At 73.2% G+C, this 17,371-nt stretch carries 20 protein-coding genes and 1 tRNA gene; 8 read left to right on the top strand and 13 right to left on the bottom strand.

Annotated features, from left to right (window positions below):
- Positions 1-36 precede the first annotated feature (36 nt).
- The 5 genes from OVA28_RS07510 to OVA28_RS07490 form a co-directional block, all read right to left on the bottom strand.
- Complete coding sequence (locus OVA28_RS07510; protein ID WP_268096435.1) at positions 37-906, bottom strand: SMP-30/gluconolactonase/LRE family protein; 870 nt, start codon at positions 904-906, stop codon at positions 37-39.
- 101 nt (positions 907-1,007) lie between these two features.
- Positions 1,008-2,285, bottom strand: coding sequence for an FAD-binding oxidoreductase (locus OVA28_RS07505; protein ID WP_268096434.1), 1,278 nt, complete (start codon positions 2,283-2,285; stop codon positions 1,008-1,010).
- A gap of 16 nt (positions 2,286-2,301) precedes the next feature.
- Complete coding sequence (locus OVA28_RS07500) at positions 2,302-2,949, bottom strand: SDR family NAD(P)-dependent oxidoreductase (RefSeq protein ID WP_268096432.1); 648 nt, start codon at positions 2,947-2,949, stop codon at positions 2,302-2,304.
- A gap of 126 nt (positions 2,950-3,075) precedes the next feature.
- Positions 3,076-3,579, bottom strand: a complete 504-nt coding sequence (locus OVA28_RS07495) for a MarR family winged helix-turn-helix transcriptional regulator (protein WP_268096431.1) — start codon at positions 3,577-3,579, stop codon at positions 3,076-3,078.
- A 237-nt stretch (positions 3,580-3,816) separates the two neighbouring features.
- Positions 3,817-3,888, bottom strand: a tRNA-Gln gene (locus OVA28_RS07490).
- A 109-nt stretch (positions 3,889-3,997) separates the two neighbouring features.
- On the opposite strand from OVA28_RS07490, the gene OVA28_RS07485 reads away from it, so the two are divergent.
- Positions 3,998-4,492, top strand: coding sequence for a MarR family winged helix-turn-helix transcriptional regulator (locus tag OVA28_RS07485; RefSeq protein ID WP_268096430.1), 495 nt, complete (start codon positions 3,998-4,000; stop codon positions 4,490-4,492).
- A 100-nt stretch (positions 4,493-4,592) separates the two neighbouring features.
- Positions 4,593-5,915, top strand: coding sequence for a D-alanyl-D-alanine carboxypeptidase/D-alanyl-D-alanine-endopeptidase (locus OVA28_RS07480; RefSeq protein ID WP_268096429.1), 1,323 nt, complete (start codon positions 4,593-4,595; stop codon positions 5,913-5,915).
- Between the two features lie 40 nt (positions 5,916-5,955).
- On the opposite strand, the gene OVA28_RS07475 is transcribed toward OVA28_RS07480, so the two are convergent.
- The 8 genes from OVA28_RS07475 to OVA28_RS07440 form a co-directional block, all read right to left on the bottom strand.
- A complete protein-coding gene (locus OVA28_RS07475) occupies positions 5,956-7,836 on the bottom strand; it encodes an ABC-F family ATP-binding cassette domain-containing protein (RefSeq protein ID WP_268096427.1) in 1,881 nt (626 codons plus the stop codon).
- 202 nt (positions 7,837-8,038) lie between these two features.
- Entirely contained in the window at positions 8,039-8,725 is a 687-nt protein-coding gene (locus OVA28_RS07470; RefSeq protein ID WP_268096426.1) for a hypothetical protein, read from the bottom strand.
- 7 nt (positions 8,726-8,732) lie between these two features.
- Positions 8,733-9,131, bottom strand: a complete 399-nt coding sequence (locus OVA28_RS07465; RefSeq protein ID WP_194661372.1) for a PLDc N-terminal domain-containing protein — start codon at positions 9,129-9,131, stop codon at positions 8,733-8,735.
- 175 nt (positions 9,132-9,306) lie between these two features.
- The gene (locus tag OVA28_RS07460) at positions 9,307-9,744 is read right to left on the bottom strand and encodes a hypothetical protein (RefSeq protein WP_268096424.1); all 438 of its coding nucleotides are present in this window, start codon (positions 9,742-9,744) and stop codon (positions 9,307-9,309) included.
- The gene (locus OVA28_RS07455; protein ID WP_268096423.1) at positions 9,741-10,184 is read right to left on the bottom strand and encodes a molybdenum cofactor biosynthesis protein MoaE; all 444 of its coding nucleotides are present in this window, start codon (positions 10,182-10,184) and stop codon (positions 9,741-9,743) included. The genes OVA28_RS07460 and OVA28_RS07455 overlap by 4 nt, the downstream gene beginning before the upstream one ends.
- A complete protein-coding gene (locus tag OVA28_RS07450) occupies positions 10,181-10,687 on the bottom strand; it encodes a MogA/MoaB family molybdenum cofactor biosynthesis protein (protein ID WP_268096422.1) in 507 nt (168 codons plus the stop codon). The genes OVA28_RS07455 and OVA28_RS07450 overlap by 4 nt, the downstream gene beginning before the upstream one ends.
- Positions 10,684-11,187, bottom strand: coding sequence for a cyclic pyranopterin monophosphate synthase MoaC (moaC, locus tag OVA28_RS07445; protein ID WP_194661376.1), 504 nt, complete (start codon positions 11,185-11,187; stop codon positions 10,684-10,686). The genes OVA28_RS07450 and moaC overlap by 4 nt, the downstream gene beginning before the upstream one ends.
- Positions 11,184-12,458 (bottom strand): molybdopterin molybdotransferase MoeA, encoded by a 1,275-nt coding sequence (locus OVA28_RS07440; RefSeq protein ID WP_268096421.1) that lies wholly within the window; start codon positions 12,456-12,458, stop codon positions 11,184-11,186. Before OVA28_RS07440 ends, moaC begins: the two co-directional genes overlap by 4 nt.
- 106 nt (positions 12,459-12,564) lie before the next feature.
- Between OVA28_RS07440 and OVA28_RS07435 the strand changes: the two genes are divergently transcribed.
- The 6 genes from OVA28_RS07435 to OVA28_RS07410 all read left to right on the top strand — a co-directional run bounded on the left by OVA28_RS07435 (position 12,565) and on the right by OVA28_RS07410 (position 17,350).
- Positions 12,565-13,398: an MTAP family purine nucleoside phosphorylase gene (locus OVA28_RS07435; protein ID WP_268096420.1), complete on the top strand. Its 834-nt coding sequence runs from the start codon at positions 12,565-12,567 to the stop codon at positions 13,396-13,398.
- Positions 13,395-14,477 carry an NAD-dependent epimerase/dehydratase family protein gene (locus OVA28_RS07430; protein WP_268096418.1) on the top strand — a complete coding sequence of 361 codons (1,083 nt, stop codon included), beginning with the start codon at positions 13,395-13,397 and terminating at the stop codon, positions 14,475-14,477. Before OVA28_RS07435 ends, OVA28_RS07430 begins: the two co-directional genes overlap by 4 nt.
- 413 nt (positions 14,478-14,890) lie before the next feature.
- Positions 14,891-15,649 carry a glycosyltransferase family 2 protein gene (locus OVA28_RS07425; protein ID WP_326493745.1) on the top strand — a complete coding sequence of 253 codons (759 nt, stop codon included), beginning with the start codon at positions 14,891-14,893 and terminating at the stop codon, positions 15,647-15,649.
- The gene (locus OVA28_RS07420) at positions 15,646-16,314 is read left to right on the top strand and encodes a TIGR04282 family arsenosugar biosynthesis glycosyltransferase (protein ID WP_268096416.1); all 669 of its coding nucleotides are present in this window, start codon (positions 15,646-15,648) and stop codon (positions 16,312-16,314) included. Before OVA28_RS07425 ends, OVA28_RS07420 begins: the two co-directional genes overlap by 4 nt.
- On the top strand, positions 16,311-16,979 hold the full coding sequence (locus OVA28_RS07415; protein ID WP_268096415.1) for a class I SAM-dependent methyltransferase: 669 nt from the start codon (positions 16,311-16,313) through the stop codon (positions 16,977-16,979). The genes OVA28_RS07420 and OVA28_RS07415 overlap by 4 nt, the downstream gene beginning before the upstream one ends.
- 125 nt (positions 16,980-17,104) lie before the next feature.
- The gene (locus tag OVA28_RS07410) at positions 17,105-17,350 is read left to right on the top strand and encodes a hypothetical protein (protein WP_194661382.1); all 246 of its coding nucleotides are present in this window, start codon (positions 17,105-17,107) and stop codon (positions 17,348-17,350) included.
- The last annotated feature ends 21 nt before the right edge of the window (positions 17,351-17,371 follow it).

The following is a 17,371-nucleotide window of genomic DNA, read 5'->3' as shown; positions in this document are numbered from 1 at the left end:
GACGGCGCCGCCACGGGCCTCCCGTCCGTCGATCGGTCAGGGACCAGGAACGGTCACCCGGACCGCGCTGATGCGCCCGGCGCGCGTCTGCGCGGTGGTGGCCGGGTCGTAGCTGTCGGCGGTCGCCAGGTAGAGGGTGCGCCCGTCGGGGCCACCGAGGGCGCAGTCGATCGCGCAGCGTCCCGGTGCGTCGATGCGGTCCGTGACCTCGCCGCCCTCGACCACGCGGAGGAACTCGCCGGTGTCGACCGAGCACACCCAGACGGCGCCCTCGGCGTCGACGGTGCTGCCGTCCGGCGTCACGCCTGCCGGCAGTGCCGCCCACTCGCGGCGAGCGGTCAGGGAGCCGTCGGCCTCGATGTCGAACGCGGTCAGGCGGCCGCCCCAGGTCTCGCTGACGACCAGCGTGCGGGTGCCCGGCAGCACGCTGGCGCTGTTCGGGAAGACCAGACCGTCGGCAGCCAGGCGGGCGGAACCGTCGGGCTCGACGACGTACAGCGGGCCGGGGCGGAGCTCCTCGCCGGCGTACAGGTCGTACCCGAAGGCTCCGACGTAGGTCCGGCCGGTCGCGGCGTCGACGACCAGGTCGTTGATGAGCGACGACTCGATCGGGGCCAGGTCGGCGAACACCCTCTGCGATCCGTCGGGCTGGACGGCGACGATGGTGCGGGCCTCCATCGCGCTGACGATCAGACGGCCGTCCTGCAGCCAGCCGAGGCCCGACGACTGGCCGTCGACCGTCGTCTCGAGGCGGGGACCGGCGTCCGAGGCGGGGTCGAGCGAGAAGACCTCGCCGGTGTGCATGTCCGAGTACCAGAGCCGGCCGTCGTGCCAGCGGTTGCCCTCGGGGAAGCGGATGCCGGTGACGACGTCGGTCGCGGTCGTGGAGTCCAGGGTGATGTGCACGCGATCAGCCTGCCAGGTGGGCGGGGCAGCCGCCCGGCGGACGACGCCGGCTGCGGTCGGAGCGCGGCGACCGCCTGCCGGGCGGGAGACCCGGTTGACGCTCAGCCGTCGGAGCGCGCCGCCTCCGTCACGTCGAAGTTCTGGTCGAACACGTCGTCCGGGTCGAACCGCGCCTTAAGCGTCCGGAGCCGCGCGAGTGTCCGCGGCGGGAACGCCTCGGCGACGGCCTCCGCCCGGTGGTCGCTCTCGAAGCTGAGGTACATGCCGTCCATGCGCTCGTGCACCGGCTCCCACGCCCGGTCGAACGCCGGGCCGCCGTCCACCGACACCGCCGTGACCGGGAAGTTCTGGTGGCGGTGCGCGTAGGCGGTGGCATCCGGATGGACGTCGTTGACCGCTCCGCCGACGGACCGGATCTGCACCATCTCCGCACCACCAGCTCGGAGCAGCACGGCGATCCGTGCGGCCAGGTCGTCGTCGAGGTGGACGGCCAGGCCGGTGTGGGCCGCTGCGCGCTGCTGCCCGGTGTGCGGAGCGCCGCTGGTGAGCGGGACTGCGGAGTACGGCACGACCATCGACCGCTGGCCCGCGGTGCCGGGCAGCCGGACGAACCGCTTCAGCTCCGGGACCGCCGCACCGAGGTCGTCGCCGGCGTACACCACGGTCGCCTGAGCGAACGGCCTCGGCCCCGCGCCGATGTAGAGGAACGCCGAGACCTCCCTCGCGGCCTCCTCGACGGTCCTCCCCCACGCGACGAGGAACGCCGCGAGGTCGGTGGGCTGGTACGCGACGGTCGCCTGGACGACGTCGGACGTCTCGGCGGCCTCGAAGTCGAAGGAGGTGACGATGCCGACGTTGGCACCGGCGCCGCGGACCGCCCAGAACAGGTCCGGGTCCTCGGTCTCGGAGACGCGGTGGACGCGACCGTCGGCGGTGACGATCTCCGCCGACCGGAGGCGGTCGATCGTCAGGCCGTGCGCGCGACCCATGAGCCCGACGCCGCCGGTGGTGGCGAGTCCGCCGACCCCGACGTCGCCGGAGTCGCCGGAGCTGATGGCGAGTCCGAGCGGCGAGAGCTCGTGCGCCACGGCACCCCACCGTGCCCCGGGTCCGATCCGGACGTGCGTGCCGCCGCGGTGCTCGACGGACGCCATCCACCGGAGGTCGATGACGTCACCGCCGTCGTTCGTCGCGATGCTGCTGATCCCGTGGCCGCCGCTCCGGACCGAGAAGGGACGCCCCGAGGACCGGACGATCCCGAGGGCCTCGACGACCTCGGCGGTCGACCGCGGCAGGAGCACCGAGCCGGGCTGGCCGGTGCGCGCGTAGACGTGTCGCAGGGCTGCGTACCCGCGGTCCGTGGGTCGGGTGATCTCCATGGTCCCGGTTCCTGGTTCAGCGGAGCCCGGGTCCGGCGATCGGACCCTCGGCTCGGTCGGTGAAGTACTGCAGGGGCGTGTGCGCGAGCTGGCTCGTGCCGGCGACGAGTCCGGCGACGTGGTCGCCGATCTGGGTGGCGTCGATCCACCGGACGTCGTCGACGCCGGCCTGCTGGCGTGCCCGGGTGCGGACCACGCCGAGCACGAGCTGCACGACGCGCGGGCCCCGACCACCGAGCTCGGCGGCGAGCGTGAGGGTGAGCGACTTGGTCGCGGCCGCACTGAGCGCCACACCCGCGCTGCCGGGGAACGGGATGTCCGCACTCATCCCGTTGAGCTGCACGAGCACGCCGCCCGGCGCGGTCACCGGCAGGAACGCCCGGAACAACCGGAACACGCTCGTCAGGTTGCCGTCGAGCAGACGCTGCCACTCGTCGTCGTCGAGGGCGAGCGCGGGCTTCCGCCCCTGGTCACCCCAGGACGCGACCGAGACGACGACCCCGTCGAGGGCACCGAACTCGCGCGCCAGCGACCGGACGTCGTCGTCGAGCCCGGGACTCATCGCGTCGAGGACACGAGTGTGCAGCGTCCCAGGGAGTCCCGCGTCCACCAGCCGGTCGGCGAGCGCCGCGAGTCTGGCGTCGTCCCGTCCGGTCGCGACCACCGTCGCACCGGCTGCGAGCGCCGACCGGACCACTCCCTCACCCACTCCCCCGGGAACCGCCGAGGACCACGACGGTCCTCCCGGTCAGGTCTGCCGTGCCGGTCGTCCAGGTGTCCGTCGTGCTGGTCATCGTTCCTGCTCCTGTCCCTCCGGGCGAACCTCGCCCGGGTCGTCACCGTCGAGGCGGCGGATGTGGTGGTCGAGTGCGCGCAGCGCTGCGTCGAGTCCGGTGAGCTCTGCGTCGTCGAGTGCATCGCCGAACCAGGTGGCTGCTGCGCGCAGGTGCGAGCCGACGGCCGCCCGGTGCGCCGCCCGTCCCGTCGCGCTGATCGCGATGGACGAGCCGCGCGCGTCGCCGTCGGGGTCGGGTTGCCGCTCCACCAGCGCCCGGCGCTCGAGCCGCCGCAACTGGTGCGCGAGGCGGCTGGAGTCCCAGCCGATCGCGGCGGCACACGCCGTGGGACGAGCGGTACCGCCCATGTCGACGAGGTGCGCCAGGACCGTGAACTCCGGTTCGGACAGGTCGGCGTCGGACCGGAGGTCCGCGCCGACCCGACGCCGGAGCCGTTCGGTCACCACCTGGAGTCGCTGCCAGGTGTCGAGTTGCTGATCGCTGAGTCGTTGCTGCACAGAGCAGTTCAAATACCTGACGCGTCAGGTATTCCGCGGTGCCGGGAACTCGACGGACGGGAGGTGCGGTGCGGGCCCGCCCCGCGCCTCCTGTCCGACCGCTCTCCGCACACGCGCGAAACCGCTCGGCTCCGCACCGGCACGACGAAGGCGCCGCAGGAGGTTCGCGCCACGCGCAGAGGAGGGTCCGGCCGGATGCACCGAACCGGTTCCGTCGACAGGCCGATCGGCCCGCAGCTCCGCCTCCAGGACTCGAACCCAGACCTAACGGCACCAAAGGCCGTCGTGCTGCCATTACACCAAGGCGGAACGCGCACGGAGGCGCTCGTCCATCTTCCCATGGGTCGGGCGGTGACCGTGCCTGGGCCGTCCGTGCGCCGCAGTGGCCGTGCGCAGCCCGACCGGCCATGATGGACGGATGCCGGACCAGGACGAAGTCGATCGGATCGTCGCGGCCTGGGGACGGCAGCGGGACGACCTCGACTTCGCGCCGCTGCAGGTGCTCTCCCGCGTGGACCGGCTCGCCCGACACCTCGACCGGGCACGGCGGGCAGCGTTCGACGCGAGCGGCATGGAGCCGTGGGAGTTCGACGTCCTGTCGGCACTCCGGCGTGCGGGTGACCCGTTCGAGCTCAGCCCGAAGACGTTGCTGCAGCAGACCCTGGTGTCGAGCGGCACGATGACGAACCGGGTGGACCGACTGACGGCACGCGGGCTCGTCGCACGCCGGACGGACCCGAAGGACGGCCGCGGCATCCTCGTGTCGCTGACCGATGCCGGGCGGAGCGCGGTGGACTCGGCGATCGCGGACCTGCTGCAGGCCGAGCGGGACATCCTGACGGTCGTGTCCGCGGGCGAGCAGAACCAGCTCGCGGGACTGCTCCGCCGGTTGATCCTCGGCCTGGGCGACTGAGACCGCCCCACCTGACTTCGTCCGATCGGACGACCGAGGAGTCCTCGCTTCACCCGGCCGGACGATGCAGGGCGAGTCCGTCCGACCGGACGATGGACGAGTGACCAGCCCCCGCTCCTTCCTCCGCCGCTACCCGTACGTCGTCGCCCTCGTCGCGGTGCTCGTCCTCGTCCTCGGCGGCCTGACCGTGGCGGTGACCGCGATCAGCACGGCCCCGGGTCGAGCGTCTGCCGCTGAACAGCGCTGCACCGCGGACGACCTCGCCGGCCGATGGTCCTCCGGTCAGCTGCATCTCGACGCCCGATCGGTCCGCACCGGGGCGACGGTGCTCGCCGTGCGCGGGGACGAGCCGACGCAGACCGGCAGCACGATGAAGCTCGTCACGGCCTCGGCAGCGTTGACGGCCCTCGGCGCGGACCACCGCTTCACCACCCGGGTGGTCAGCGGGGCATCCCCCGACGCCGTCGTCCTGGTCGGTGGCGGGGACCCGACACTCAGCCGACTGCCCTCCGGTCAGGACGGCGTCTACCCGGGCGCCCCGCACCTCGACGACCTGGCACGGCAGGTCCGCGCGGCGCACCCCGGCCCGATCCGGCTCGTGCAGGTCGACACGGCCCTGTTCGACGGACCCGCGTGGCACCCGAGCTGGACGGAGAGCGCCCGCACGAGCGGCAGCGTCTCGAACATCACCGCGCTCATGGTCGACGGCGACCGGGACGACCCGACCGAGGCCTACTCACTCCGGAGCGACACCGCGGTCGCACGGGCGGCGACGTCCTTCGCGGCGCTGCTCGGCCCCGACGTGCGGGTCGAGACCGCTTCCGTCGCGGTGCCGAAGGCGGCGACGACGCTCGGGTCCGTCCGGTCGGCGACGGTGTCGGAGCTCGTCGGGACGCTGCTCACCCACTCGGATGACACGCTCGCCGAGGTCCTCGCCCGGCACGTCGCCGTCGCCGAGGGCACCGGTCGCTCGTTCGACGCGATCCAGGCCGGCACGACCTCTGCGCTCCGGCACGCCGGCGTCCCGACGAGCGGCCTGCGCCTGGTCGACGGCTCCGGGCTCAGCGGGGACAACCGCGTGCCGGCGTCGTTCCTCACGCAGCTGATGCGGGTCGTGGTGCAGCACCGGGACGGCCTCGCGCCGGTCGACGCCGGCCTGGCGGTCGCGGGGAAGACCGGCACGCTCGCGGAACACGGGCGCTTCACCGGCCCCGCGAGTGACGCCCGGGGGCACGTCCGCGGCAAGACCGGCACCCTCGACGACATGTTCGGACTGACCGGGGTCACGGACGAGGTCGGCGGTGACCGCATCGTCTTCACCGTCTTCGCCGAGGGCACGGGCGACGCCGAGGCTCGCCAGGAGATCGACCGGCTGGCCGCCTCCCTGTGGCGCTGCGGCGGCGACGCACCGACCCTCCACTGAGCACGCGCACGACCGCCCGACGACGCACGAGCAGGACCCGCTACACCCCGAGCTGCTCCGCGATCTCGAGCCAGCGTTCCTCGAGCTGCTCGATCTCGGCCTCGAGCGCGCCGAGCTTCGCCTGCAGCTCCCCCAGCCCGGCGTAGTCCGACTGGTCGTGCGCCGCGAACAGGTCGAGCATGGTCTGCCGGTCAACCCCCAACCGGGCGATCCTGCGGTCGAGCGCCGACATCTCCTTCTCCACCGTGCGTCGCTCCGACCCCGACAACCCGGACGAAGCCGCAGCGGATCCGCCGGACCCGGCCCCGTGCCCTGCACCCGACCCCGAGGCGGCGGCGCCGGACCCCGACCCGGCCGTGTCGGGCCTCCCGGCCGTGGCGGCGGCAGCCGCAGACGCGGTCCCACCACCGGTGCCGGCCGCGCGCAGCCGCATGTACTCGTCGACCCCGCCCGGCAGGTGCCGGAGGTGACCGCCGAGGACGGCGTACTGCTGGTCGGTGACCCGCTCGAGCAGGTACCGGTCGTGCGAGACGACGAGCAGGGTGCCGGGCCAGGTGTCGAGCAGGTCCTCCATCGCGGCGAGCATGTCCGTGTCGAGGTCGTTCGTCGGCTCGTCGAGGATGAGCAGGTTCGGCTCGTCGAGGAGGATGAGCATGAGCTGCAGGCGGCGCTTCTGCCCACCGGACAGGTCCTTGACCGGGGTGGAGAGCTGCTCGGCCGTGAAGCCCAGGCGCTCCAGGAGCTGCGACGGCGTCATCTCCTTGCCATCGGCGACGTAGCTGGTCTTCTTGCGGGCGACGACCTCGCGGACGCGGTCGTTCGCGAACTGCGCCAGGTCCGCGAGCTGCTGGTCGAGCACCGCGACCTGCACGGTCTTGCCGGTCTTCACCCGGCCCGCGGTCGGCTGGAGGCGCCCCGCGATGAGCGCGAGGAGCGTCGACTTGCCCGCACCGTTCGGCCCCAGGATCCCGGTCCGCTCACCAGGGGCGATGCGCCACTCGATGCTGCGGATGGTCGGCTCGTCGGCGCCCGGGAAGGTCAGGCCGACGTCGAGCAGGTCCACGACGTCCTTGCCGAGTCGAGCCGTCGCGGTCTTCGCCAGCGCGACGCCGTCGCGGATCGGCGGGACGTCGTCGATCAGGGCGTTCGCCGCGTCGATGCGGAACTTCGGCTTGCTCGTGCGGGCCGGCGCACCGCGACGGAGCCATGCGAGCTCCTTGCGCGCCAGGTTCTGTCGACGCTGCTCGCTCGTGGCCGCCTGCCGGTCACGCTCGACGCGCTGCAGGATGTAGGCCGCGTAGCCACCCTCGAAGGGCTCGACGATGCCGTCGTGGACCTCCCACGTGTCGGTCGACACCGCGTCGAGGAACCACCGGTCGTGCGTGACGACGACGAGGCCGCCCTGGTTCGCCGGCCAACGCCGGTTGATGTGCTCCGCGAGCCACTGGATGCCCTCGACGTCCAGGTGGTTGGTCGGTTCGTCGAGGAACAGCACGTCCCAGTCGCCGACCAGCAGCCGGGCGAGCGCCACCCGCCGACGCTGTCCACCCGACAGGTCGTCGACCGTCACGTCCCACGGGATGTCCGACACGAGTCCGCCGATCACGTCGCGGATCTTCGGGTCGCCCGCCCACTCGTGCTCCGCGCGGTCGCCGACGACCACGCTGCCGACGGTCTCGCCCGAGGGAAGCTCGTCGCGCTGGTCGAGCGAGCCCACGGTCACCCCACGGCGGTGCGTCACACGGCCGGTGTCCGGGTCGAGGCGCTTCGACAGCAGGCTCAGGAGCGTCGACTTGCCGTCGCCGTTCCGGCCGACCACGCCGATGCGGTCACCCTCGTCGATGCCGATGGTGACGCTGTCGAAGACGGTACGGGTGGGGAACTCGAGATGCAGGTTCTCGGCGCCGAGGAGATGTGCCACCCGTCAAGGGTAGGTGGTGCGGGGGCGGGGTCGGCGCGGACGCCGGCGGGCTCCGGCTGGTGCGCGGGGCTGCGGCTGGTGCGAGGTCGTCAACACCGTGCGAGGTCGTGCCGCCGCACGGGGCGACCAAGCTCGCACCGGCTGGAGCAGCGCGAACCGTGCGATCCGCGCGTGGTCCCGTCGGCCAGCCGGGAGGCTCGGCTCAGCTCCCCGACGCCGGCTCGCCTCCGTCTCGCGGGTGCGCTGCGAGGAAGGCGCGCAGACGGCGACGCTGACGGACGGCTGAGGCCACTCCGACCACCCAGAGGACCGCGAGGCCGAGATGGACGGCCCCGGTCCACTCCCCCCAGCCCACGGCCACCTGCCCGATCGAGAAGGGCAGCAGTCCGCTGATGAGAAAGAGCGTCCATCCGGTCTGGCTGATGCGCGTCACGGCGAGACGACGGAGGCTCGACCTGCGGGCCGGGTCCTCCTGCGCGCGGCCACGGACCACGTCGTTGATCGCCCGTCGTTGCGCTCGAGGCAGCTCCTGGGTCGGCTCCCGCCACGACCAACGGATGCCACCGCGCCGGATGAGCACGACGACGCCGACCGCCCAGACCACCACCGCGACGACGAATGCAGCGATGCCGATGACCCCTCGAACGGTCGACACCGAGGTGGTCGCGGACCGATCGACGTCGCCCGGCAAGACCGTCGCGGTCACCCATCCGGCGGCGAGGCCCAGGATCACGAGGGCGACGGTAGCCCAGAGCAAGAGACGGACTCGACCACGATCTGGCAGTCGGGGCTCACCGTCCTCGGTGAGGTTGCCGTCGAGGCGGCGGTCGATCGCGTCCCACTGCTCGTCGCTGACGACGTCGGTGGCGTAGGTGGTCTCGGTGGTCATGGGCAGGTCAGAGCGACGAGGCGGTGTCGCCCTCGCCCGCAGCTTCCTTCGCGCGCTTGAGCCGGGCCTTGGCCTCCCAGAACTCGATCTCGCGGTCGAGTTCGGCGAGCTCCTGCTCGGTCGTCGTCACGCGGCGGTCGCCGTGCGCTGCTCGTGCGTGCCCGAGGGTGGGGTGTCGGTCCTCGTGGCGGTTCGGCTCGATGTACCGGCCGTGGTTGCGGGGACCGGGAGCCCAGTCGTGTCCGATCGCGAACCACACGACGCTGCCGACGACGGGCACCAGCACGACGAGGATGACCCACGCGATCTTCGGCAGCCCGCGGATCTGGTCGTCCGTCTTCGTGAGGATGTCGATCAGTGCGAACACCAACAGCACGATGGTGACCCCGGACAACAGCACGCTCATGACGTCGAATCCTATGGATCAGCGGTGAACGACGCCACGCTCCCCTTCGCGGGGTGCGGTCCCCCGCGGCGAGCCCTGCGGAGTTCTCAGGAACGCAGGCCCCGGCGGCGGAGGTAGCGCTCGGCGAGCCGGATATCCCGCCATGCCACCAGCAGCATCACGAACCACAGGACCGTCACCCCGGCCCAGACCGGCCACAGGCCGCCCATGCCGCTCGGTGGACGGCCTGCCGCTCACGTGGTGTGAGCGGCGCCACGACGACGTCGGCATCGACGGGGGCAGCACGGTGGCTCCGTCGAAGGGCCAGGACACGGGCCAGCCGAACGGCGCCGACCACCACGGCGAGGAGCAGGAAGACGACGGCCATCAGCATCCGAGTGGCAGCGGGAACCGGCAGGGCGAGCGTCACCCCGACCAGCCCGAGCACGGCCGTCGTGGCCAGGACCACGGCGCTTGCTGCTCGGAGTCGATCCCGGCCGAGCGGGAGCGCCAGGACCTGGTCCGCGAGGCCCGCCGCCGCAGCCCAGCGCGCGGTCGCGGCTTCCACGGCGTCGGTGTTCGTCTGTGCGCCGGGGACCCCGTGTTCGGCGGTCGCTCCGTGATCGACGGTCACAGGGACGCGACCCACTCGTCGGAACCGTCGGCGAACCGCTGGTGCTTCCAGATCGGGGTGCGCTCCTTCACCACGTCGATGAGCGCGGCGCACGCGGTGAAGGCGTCCGCCCGGTGTGATGACGACACGGCCGCGGCGAGTGCGACGTCCCCGACGACGAGCGCCCCCACGCGGTGCAGGACCGCGACGCGCACCCCGGGGTGGTCGGCGGCGATCGTCCGGGCGACCTCGGCGATGACGCTGCCGGCGCTCGGGTGCTGTTCGTAGTCGAGTGCGGCGACGCCCTTGCCGCCGTCGTGGTCACGCACCACGCCAGCGAAGGTCACGACGGCACCGTCCTGGTCGGTGGCGACGACCGCGGCGACCTCGTCCACGGAGATCACCCGGTCGACGACGTCAGCGACGACCACCCGGTCGGCAGCACCATCGGCCGCGGTCACGACGCGCTCCGGGGCGCATGGCCCTCGCCGTGCAGCTGGGCGAGCAGGTGGTCGAGGAGTCCGTCGAGGACGTCGAGCCCGTCGGACACCCCACCGCGGGACCCGGGCAGCGTGATGACGAACGCGCCGCCCGCGATGCCGGCGACCCCGCGACTCAGCAGTGCGGTGGGCCCAGCGCCGGCGAGGCCCCGGCGCCGGATCTCCTCGACGATCCCGGGGAGCTGCAGGTCGAGCAGCGGTGCCACGGCCTCGGGCGTGCGGTCGGTGGGCGTGACGCCGGTGCCGCCGGTGGTGATGACCACGCGGGCCTCCGCGAGGAGCTCGCTCGTGACGGTCTCGGCGACCGGACCGCCGTCGGCGACGATGACCGGCTCGGGGACCGCGAAGTCGTGGTCGCGGAGCCAGGCCGCGATGACGGGGCCCGTGCGGTCGAGCGCAGGGTCGGCCGCTGCCTGGGTGGACACGACGACGACCGCGGCTCGGCCTCTGCTGAGGAGGTTCATCGTGCGCTCCAGTCCCCGGACCGGCCGCCGTGCTTCTCGAGCACGCGGACGTCCGTGATCGTGGCGGTGCGGTCGACCGCCTTGACCATGTCGTACACCGTGAGGGCGCCGACGCTCGCGCCCGTCAGGGCTTCCATCTCGACGCCGGTGCGCGAGGTGGTGCGGACGGAGACCTCGACGACCACGCGGTCGCCGGCTCCGGTGATGTCGACCTGGACGCCGGCGATCGGCAGCGGGTGACAGAGCGGGATCAGGTCGGAGGTCTTCTTGACCGCCATGATCGCCGCGATGCGGGCGGTGCCGATGACCTCGCCCTTGGGCAACGAGCCGTCGAGGATGCGCTCGACGACGTCCGGACGGGTGACGAGCGTCGCGGTGGCCGTGGCCGAGCGGTCGGTGACGTCCTTCGCGGAGACGTCGACCATGTGGGCGCTGCCGTCCGCACGGACGTGGGACAGGTCATCGGACGCCGCCCTGGAGGCGGTGGTGTCGTCGGTCATCGGAGGCTCCAGACGGTCAGGTGGTCGCCGGGTTCCACGGCCGCGGTGCCGACGGGCACGTGCACCAGGTGGGTGGCGTCGGCGTAGTGGGCGAGGAGGTGCGAGGACGGACCGCCGACGAAGTGCACGGCGCCGTCCTGGACGCGGCCGCGCCGGACCTGGTGCTTGCCCTCCGGCGACACGGCGGCTTCCGCCGCCGGCAGCACCTGCGTCGCGCGTGACTCGGGCATCCGGGCGGCACGGGCGAGCAGCGGGCGGAGGAAGACCTCGAACGAGACGAGCGCCGACACCGGGTTGCCCGGGAAGGAGACGACCGGCACGGGCCGCCCGGCGATCGACACGGTGCCGGATGCCTGCGGACCGCCCGGTTGCATCGCGACCGGGGTCACGGCGAGCCCGCGGGGCTCGAGCGCCTGGCGGACGACCTCGTACGCCCCGGCACTGATCCCGCCGGTCGTGAGCACGAGGTCGGCCCAATCCCCCACGGCGGCGTCGAGTGCGGCGAGGAAGCGCGGTTCGTCGTCGGGCACGCGCGCGATCCGGGACTCGGCCCCGACCTCGGCGAGCGCCGCCCGCAGTGCGATGCCGTTGGCGTCGTTGATGGCGGCACCGGTGTCAGCAGCGTCACCGGCGCCACCAGCATCTGAGAGTCCGGACAACTCCGAGCCGGTCGACACGACGAGCACCCGTGGCCGTCGGACCAGCTCGACCCGCGCGACGCCAGCAGCGGCGAGCGCCCCGAGCACGGCCGGTGTCAACGCCGCCCCTGCCGCGACGACCGGTGCCCCGAGTGCCAGGTCGGACCCGGTGGTGCGCACGAAGGTCCCCGGAGCCAGATCAGCGGGCACGTCCACGGTGGTCAGGGACAGCGCCGCGGGGAACGCGCCGGGCCCGGTGGCCTCGACCGGGAACACGGCGTCCGCGCCGTCGGGGATGCGCGCACCGGTCATGATCGGGGCCGCGGTGTCGGGATCGAGCGGCGCCGGGACGACGCCGGCCGGGATCGGCTCCACGACGCGCAGCGTCGAGCCGGCGTCGGCGGCGCGGACCGCGAAGCCGTCCATCTGGCTGTTGTCGAACGGTGGGAGCGGCATCGGCGAGCCGACGGCCCGTCCGACCACGCGGTACCCGTGTCCCGCGCCGGTGTCGGCAGCGAGGTCGTCGACGAGCAGGGCCTCCAGGCTGTCGTTCCCGACCACGTCTGCCAGCGTGTGCAGTGCGGGTGCGACGAGGGCTTCCAGCTCGCGCTGGTGCTGACCGATCGTTCGCACGGCTGCCTCCGAAGGACTCGATGCAGCCCAAGCGGGCTGCCTGTCAGTAGCGTAACCAGCGCGCTCGGCGCACCCCTGACGATCCGGAGGACCTGTGGAGAACGACGTGACCGCGAACATCGGTGTGATCGGAGGCTCCGGCCTCTACGAGCTCTTCGCACCGGGCACCGCAGACGAGATCGACGTCCCGACGCCGTTCGGGGCGACCTCGTCCCCGATCACGGTCGGCACGATGGCGGGGAAGCGCGTCGCCTTCCTGACGCGGCACGGGCGGGAGCACTCGGTCGCGCCGCACCGCATCAACCACCGCGCGAACCTGTGGGCGCTCCGCTCCCTCGGCGTCCGAGCGATCGTGTCGTCGAGCGCCGTCGGCGGCCTGCACCCCGACTACGCACCCGGCACGTTCGTCGTGACCGATCAGCTCATCGACCGCACCTGGGGCCGATCGGACACGTTCTTCGAGGATGCCGTGCAGCACCTCTCCTTCGCCGACCCCTTCGACCCGGTGCTCCGCCGGGCAGCGGTCGACGCGGTCGCGGGCCTCGACGTCCCGTTCCGCCCGACCGGCACGTGCGTGGTCATCCAGGGCCCCCGCTTCTCCACCCGCGCGGAGTCGGTCTGGCTGCGCGAGGCCGGCGGCCACACGATCAACATGACGATGACGCCCGAGGTGCCGCTCGCGGCGGAGCTCGGCATCGGGACCGTGAACCTGTCGTTCGTCACCGACGCCGACGCCGGGTTGGCGCCGACGGAGGACGAGGCCGCAGCCGCGTCGGAGGCCCCGGTCTCGCACGCGATGGTGATGGAGCGGCTCGCCCGTGCGAACGAGGTCATCGTCCGTGCCATCGGGTCGATCGTCGCCGCGGTCCCCGACGACTACGCACCGCGCGAGCTCGTCCCCGCGGCGGCCAGCGCGAGCATCATGGCGGTCAGCGCGTGAGCCGCCTGCTGGTCACGGGCGGTGCGGGCTTCATCGGTTCCGCGATCGTCCGTCGTGCCCTCGCCGACGGCCACGAGGTGCGCGTGCTCGACTCCCTCCGCACCGACGTGCACGGGGGGGTCGACGGTGGTGTCGCTGCGGTCGCGGCCGACCACCAGGCGCGCGGCGTCGAGTTCATCCAGGGCGACGTGCGCGACCGGGTGGCGCTCGACGCCGCGCTCGACGGGATCGACGTCGTCTGCCACCAGGCCGCGAAGGTCGGGCTCGGCGTCGACTTCCAGGACGCCCCCGACTACGTCTCGAGCAACGACGCCGGCACCGCCTGCGTCCTGGCAGGGATGGACCGGCTCCACATCCTCCGACTGGTCGTCGCGAGCTCGATGGTCGTCTACGGCGAGGGTGCTTACGCCACCTCGACCGGTTCACCGATGCGACCGCCAGCCCGCCGCCGCGAGGACCTCGACGCCGGGCGCTTCGACCCGATCGGTCCGGACGGGCAGCCGCTCGTCCCCGGGCTGATCGACGAGTCCGCCGCGCTCGACCCGCGGAACGTCTACGCGCAGACGAAGGTCGCGCAGGAGCACCTGGCCTCCTCGTGGGCGCGGGCGACCGGCGGCCGGGCGATCGCGCTCCGCTACCACAACGTCTACGGACCGGGCATGCCGGCGAACACGCCCTACGCGGGGGTCGCCTCGCTGTTCCGCAGCGCGATCGCCCGCGGCGAGGCACCCCGGGTCTTCGAGGACGGCGCCCAGCGCCGCGACTTCGTGCACGTGGACGACGTCGCCGGGGCGAACCTGGCCTCCATCGGCGCGACCGAGACCATGCCTGCCGACTCCTTCCGGGCGTACAACGTCGGGTCGGGCACGGTGCACACGATCGGCGACATGGCCGCGGCGATCGCCGGGACCGCGGGGTTCGAGCCCGTCGTGACCGGGGAGTACCGGCTCGGCGACGTGCGGCACGTCACGGCGTCGTCGGCGCGCATCGCGGACGAGCTCGGGTGGCGCGCAGAGGTCGACTTCGAGCGCGGGATGCGGGACTTTGCGGACGCGCCGCTCCGGGCAGCGGTGGGCTGACCGGGCGGTCGACGTCGATCGTCGGTACCGACCGGTCACGGTCCGGCGCTGCCGAGTGGTCAGGGTCCGGCGCTGCCGAGTGGTCAGGGTCCGGCGCTGCCGACTGGTCACGGTCCGGCGCTGCCGACTGGTCAGGACACCCCGTGTGCCGACGGCCGACCGGTCACGAAACGTCGGTTGCCGGGCGACCAACCGACGGTTCGCGACCGCTCGACGAACCTGAGCGGGGCGTCGCGACCACTCGTCGCCCACCGCCGCAGCGCCTCCACGAGGGGCACGCACGGCCCCGGCCGCTTTGCGCGTCCCCCGGAGACGGGGTGGGGTGGACCGGGCATTCGCAGCCACGATCGGGTTGCCTGGTGTGCATGGCAACGTCGACCAACCGAAACAGCTCCTCGCACCGAATGGTGGGCATGAAGGTCGACGTCATCCTCCCCTGTCTCGACGAGGCCGACGCCCTGCCGTCGGTCATCGGCCGCCTGCCCGAGGGATATCGTGCGATCGTCGTCGACAACGGGTCGACCGATGGTTCCGCTGACATCGCTCGTGCGCTAGGCGCAACGGTCGTCACCGAGTCCCGCCGCGGCTTCGGCTCGGCCTGTGCCGCCGGGGTCGCTGCCGCCACCGCCGACTTCGTCGCCTTCTGCGACGCCGACGCCTCCATGGACCCCGCCGAACTCCCGCCGCTCGTCGACCGCGTCGCCTCCGGACGCGTCGACCTGGCCCTCGGCCGCCGCGTCCCGACCACCCGTGGCGCCTGGGCCCCGCACGCCCGCTTCGCCAACCGCGTCCTCGCCGTGCTCATGCGCCGCGCGACCGGCTACCGCCTCCGCGACCTCGGCCCGATGCGCGTCATGCGCCGTGAGGACCTCGTCGCCCTCGACCTGCAGGACCGCCGCAGCGGCTACCCGCTCGAGATGGTCCTGGCCGCGCACGCCGCGGGCTGGCTCGTCGACGAGTCCGACATCGGCTACGCCCAGCGCGTCGGCGACAGCAAGGTCACCGGCACCCTCCGCGGCACCGTCAACGCGGTGAAGGACATGACGCGTCTGCTCCGGAAGTACCGCCGGGAGGCCCGGACCACCTCCGTCACGCCGGCTCGTCTCCGGCAGACGGTCGGCTCCACGGCCCCCAGCACCGACCGCACGCCGGCAGCGGAGGTCCGCTCATGACCGCCGACAGCACGACACCGGTCCCGCTGACCGTCGTCGTCATCGCGAAGGAGTGCCTGCCCGGCAAGGTCAAGACCCGCCTGACCCCGGCGCTCTCCCCCGAGGCCGCTGCGCGGGTCGCCGCCGCCAGCCTCGACGACACACTCAGGACCGTCAGCGCCCTGCCCGTCGAGCGGCGCGTGCTGTTCTTCGACGGCACCGTGGTGCCCGACGCGGCCGCGGGCTTCGACGTGCTCCCCCAGCCCGGCGGTGGGCTCGACGAGCGCCTCGGGTTCCTCTTCGACACGATGACCGGTCCGACCCTCCTCGTCGGCATGGACACCCCGCAGCTCTCCGCCGCCGACCTCGCCCCGGTCCTCGACGCCCCTGACCGCGACGCCTGGTTCGGCCCGGCGGAGGACGGCGGCTTCTGGTCCCTGTCCCTCGGACGGCCCGACGGCGCACTCCTCCGTGGCGTGCCGATGTCCCAGGACGACACCGGTGCCGTCCAGCTCGCACGCCTCACCGACGCCGGTCTCGACGTCGGCACCCTCACCACCCTGCTCGACGTGGACACGGTCCCGGACGCCCAGCGCGTCGCCGACCTCGCCCCCACGTCCGCGTTCGCCACGGCCCTGCACGCCGAACCGGTGGACGCCTCCGTCACGACTGGAGCCCTCCGATGAGCGACACCACCCAGACCGCGGTCACCTTCGGCACCGGCGGCGACGAGCCCTACGCCCGCGCGCTCCGCACCGACGGCCGCCTGCGACTCACCGACCTCGGCCGCCCGGACGCCGACGTCACCATGGACGTCGGCCGCTGGAACGCCGCGGCGGACCGGGTCGACCGCTCCCTGCTCGAGGACGTCGACGGCCCCGTGATCGACATCGGCTGCGGCCCCGGGCGGATGCTCGTCGCCGCGATGGCGCTCGGGATCCCGGCGCTCGGCGTCGACGTGTCCGCCGAGGCCGTGGCGATCGCGACCCGCTCCGGCGGCCGCGCCGTCCAGGGCTCGGTCTTCGACACCGTGCCGGACGAGGGGCGCTGGGACACCGCGCTCGTCCTCGACGGCAACATCGGCATCGGCGGGGACCCCGTCGCCCTGCTCGCACGCTGTCGGGACATCGTCCGCGTCGGCGGCCGCGTGGTCGTCGAGACGCACACCGACCGCACCGCCGACCGGACCTACCTGGCGCGCGTCGTCGACACCGACGGCCACGCCAGCGCCGAGTTCCCCTGGGCCGAGGTCGGCCTCGACGCCGTGCGCCGGCACGCGGCCGACGTCGGGCTCGTCGCCCGGTCGAGCTGGACCGCTGCCGGCCGGAGCTTCTGCGAGCTCGTGGCCTGATCACCCTCGCGGCGCGTTGTTTTGCACAGTGCAAGACAACGCGCTACGGTGGTGGTTCCAGTCGACGACGTCGGAGTCGTCGCACCGGTGGCTCCTCGCGCGTCGCACCACCCCGAGGAGTCCCCATGACGCAGCACACCTCCCCGTTCGGCGGAGCCTTCGTGTCCGGCACCGAGCAGCGCGACGAGCGCGGCACCTTCACGGGCTCGCGCTCGACCGACACCGTCGGCACCTACACGGGCGTCCCGGTCACCGGGCGTCTCGGACGCTTCGTCGACGTGCAGTCCGTCCGCCCGGGCACCGCCACCGCCGCGAACCGGACCGTCACCGGTTCGTTCCGCACCGCGACCGGGTCGTTCCGCACCGCCTGAGGCCCGTCCCTGAGCGTGTCC

Source organism: Curtobacterium sp. SL109 (assembly GCF_026672405.1).
In the GTDB taxonomy this organism is placed as follows: Bacteria; Actinomycetota; Actinomycetes; order Actinomycetales; family Microbacteriaceae; genus Curtobacterium.
Note: the sequence above shows the minus strand (reverse complement) of the source record. Positions and strands in the feature narration are given on the sequence as shown.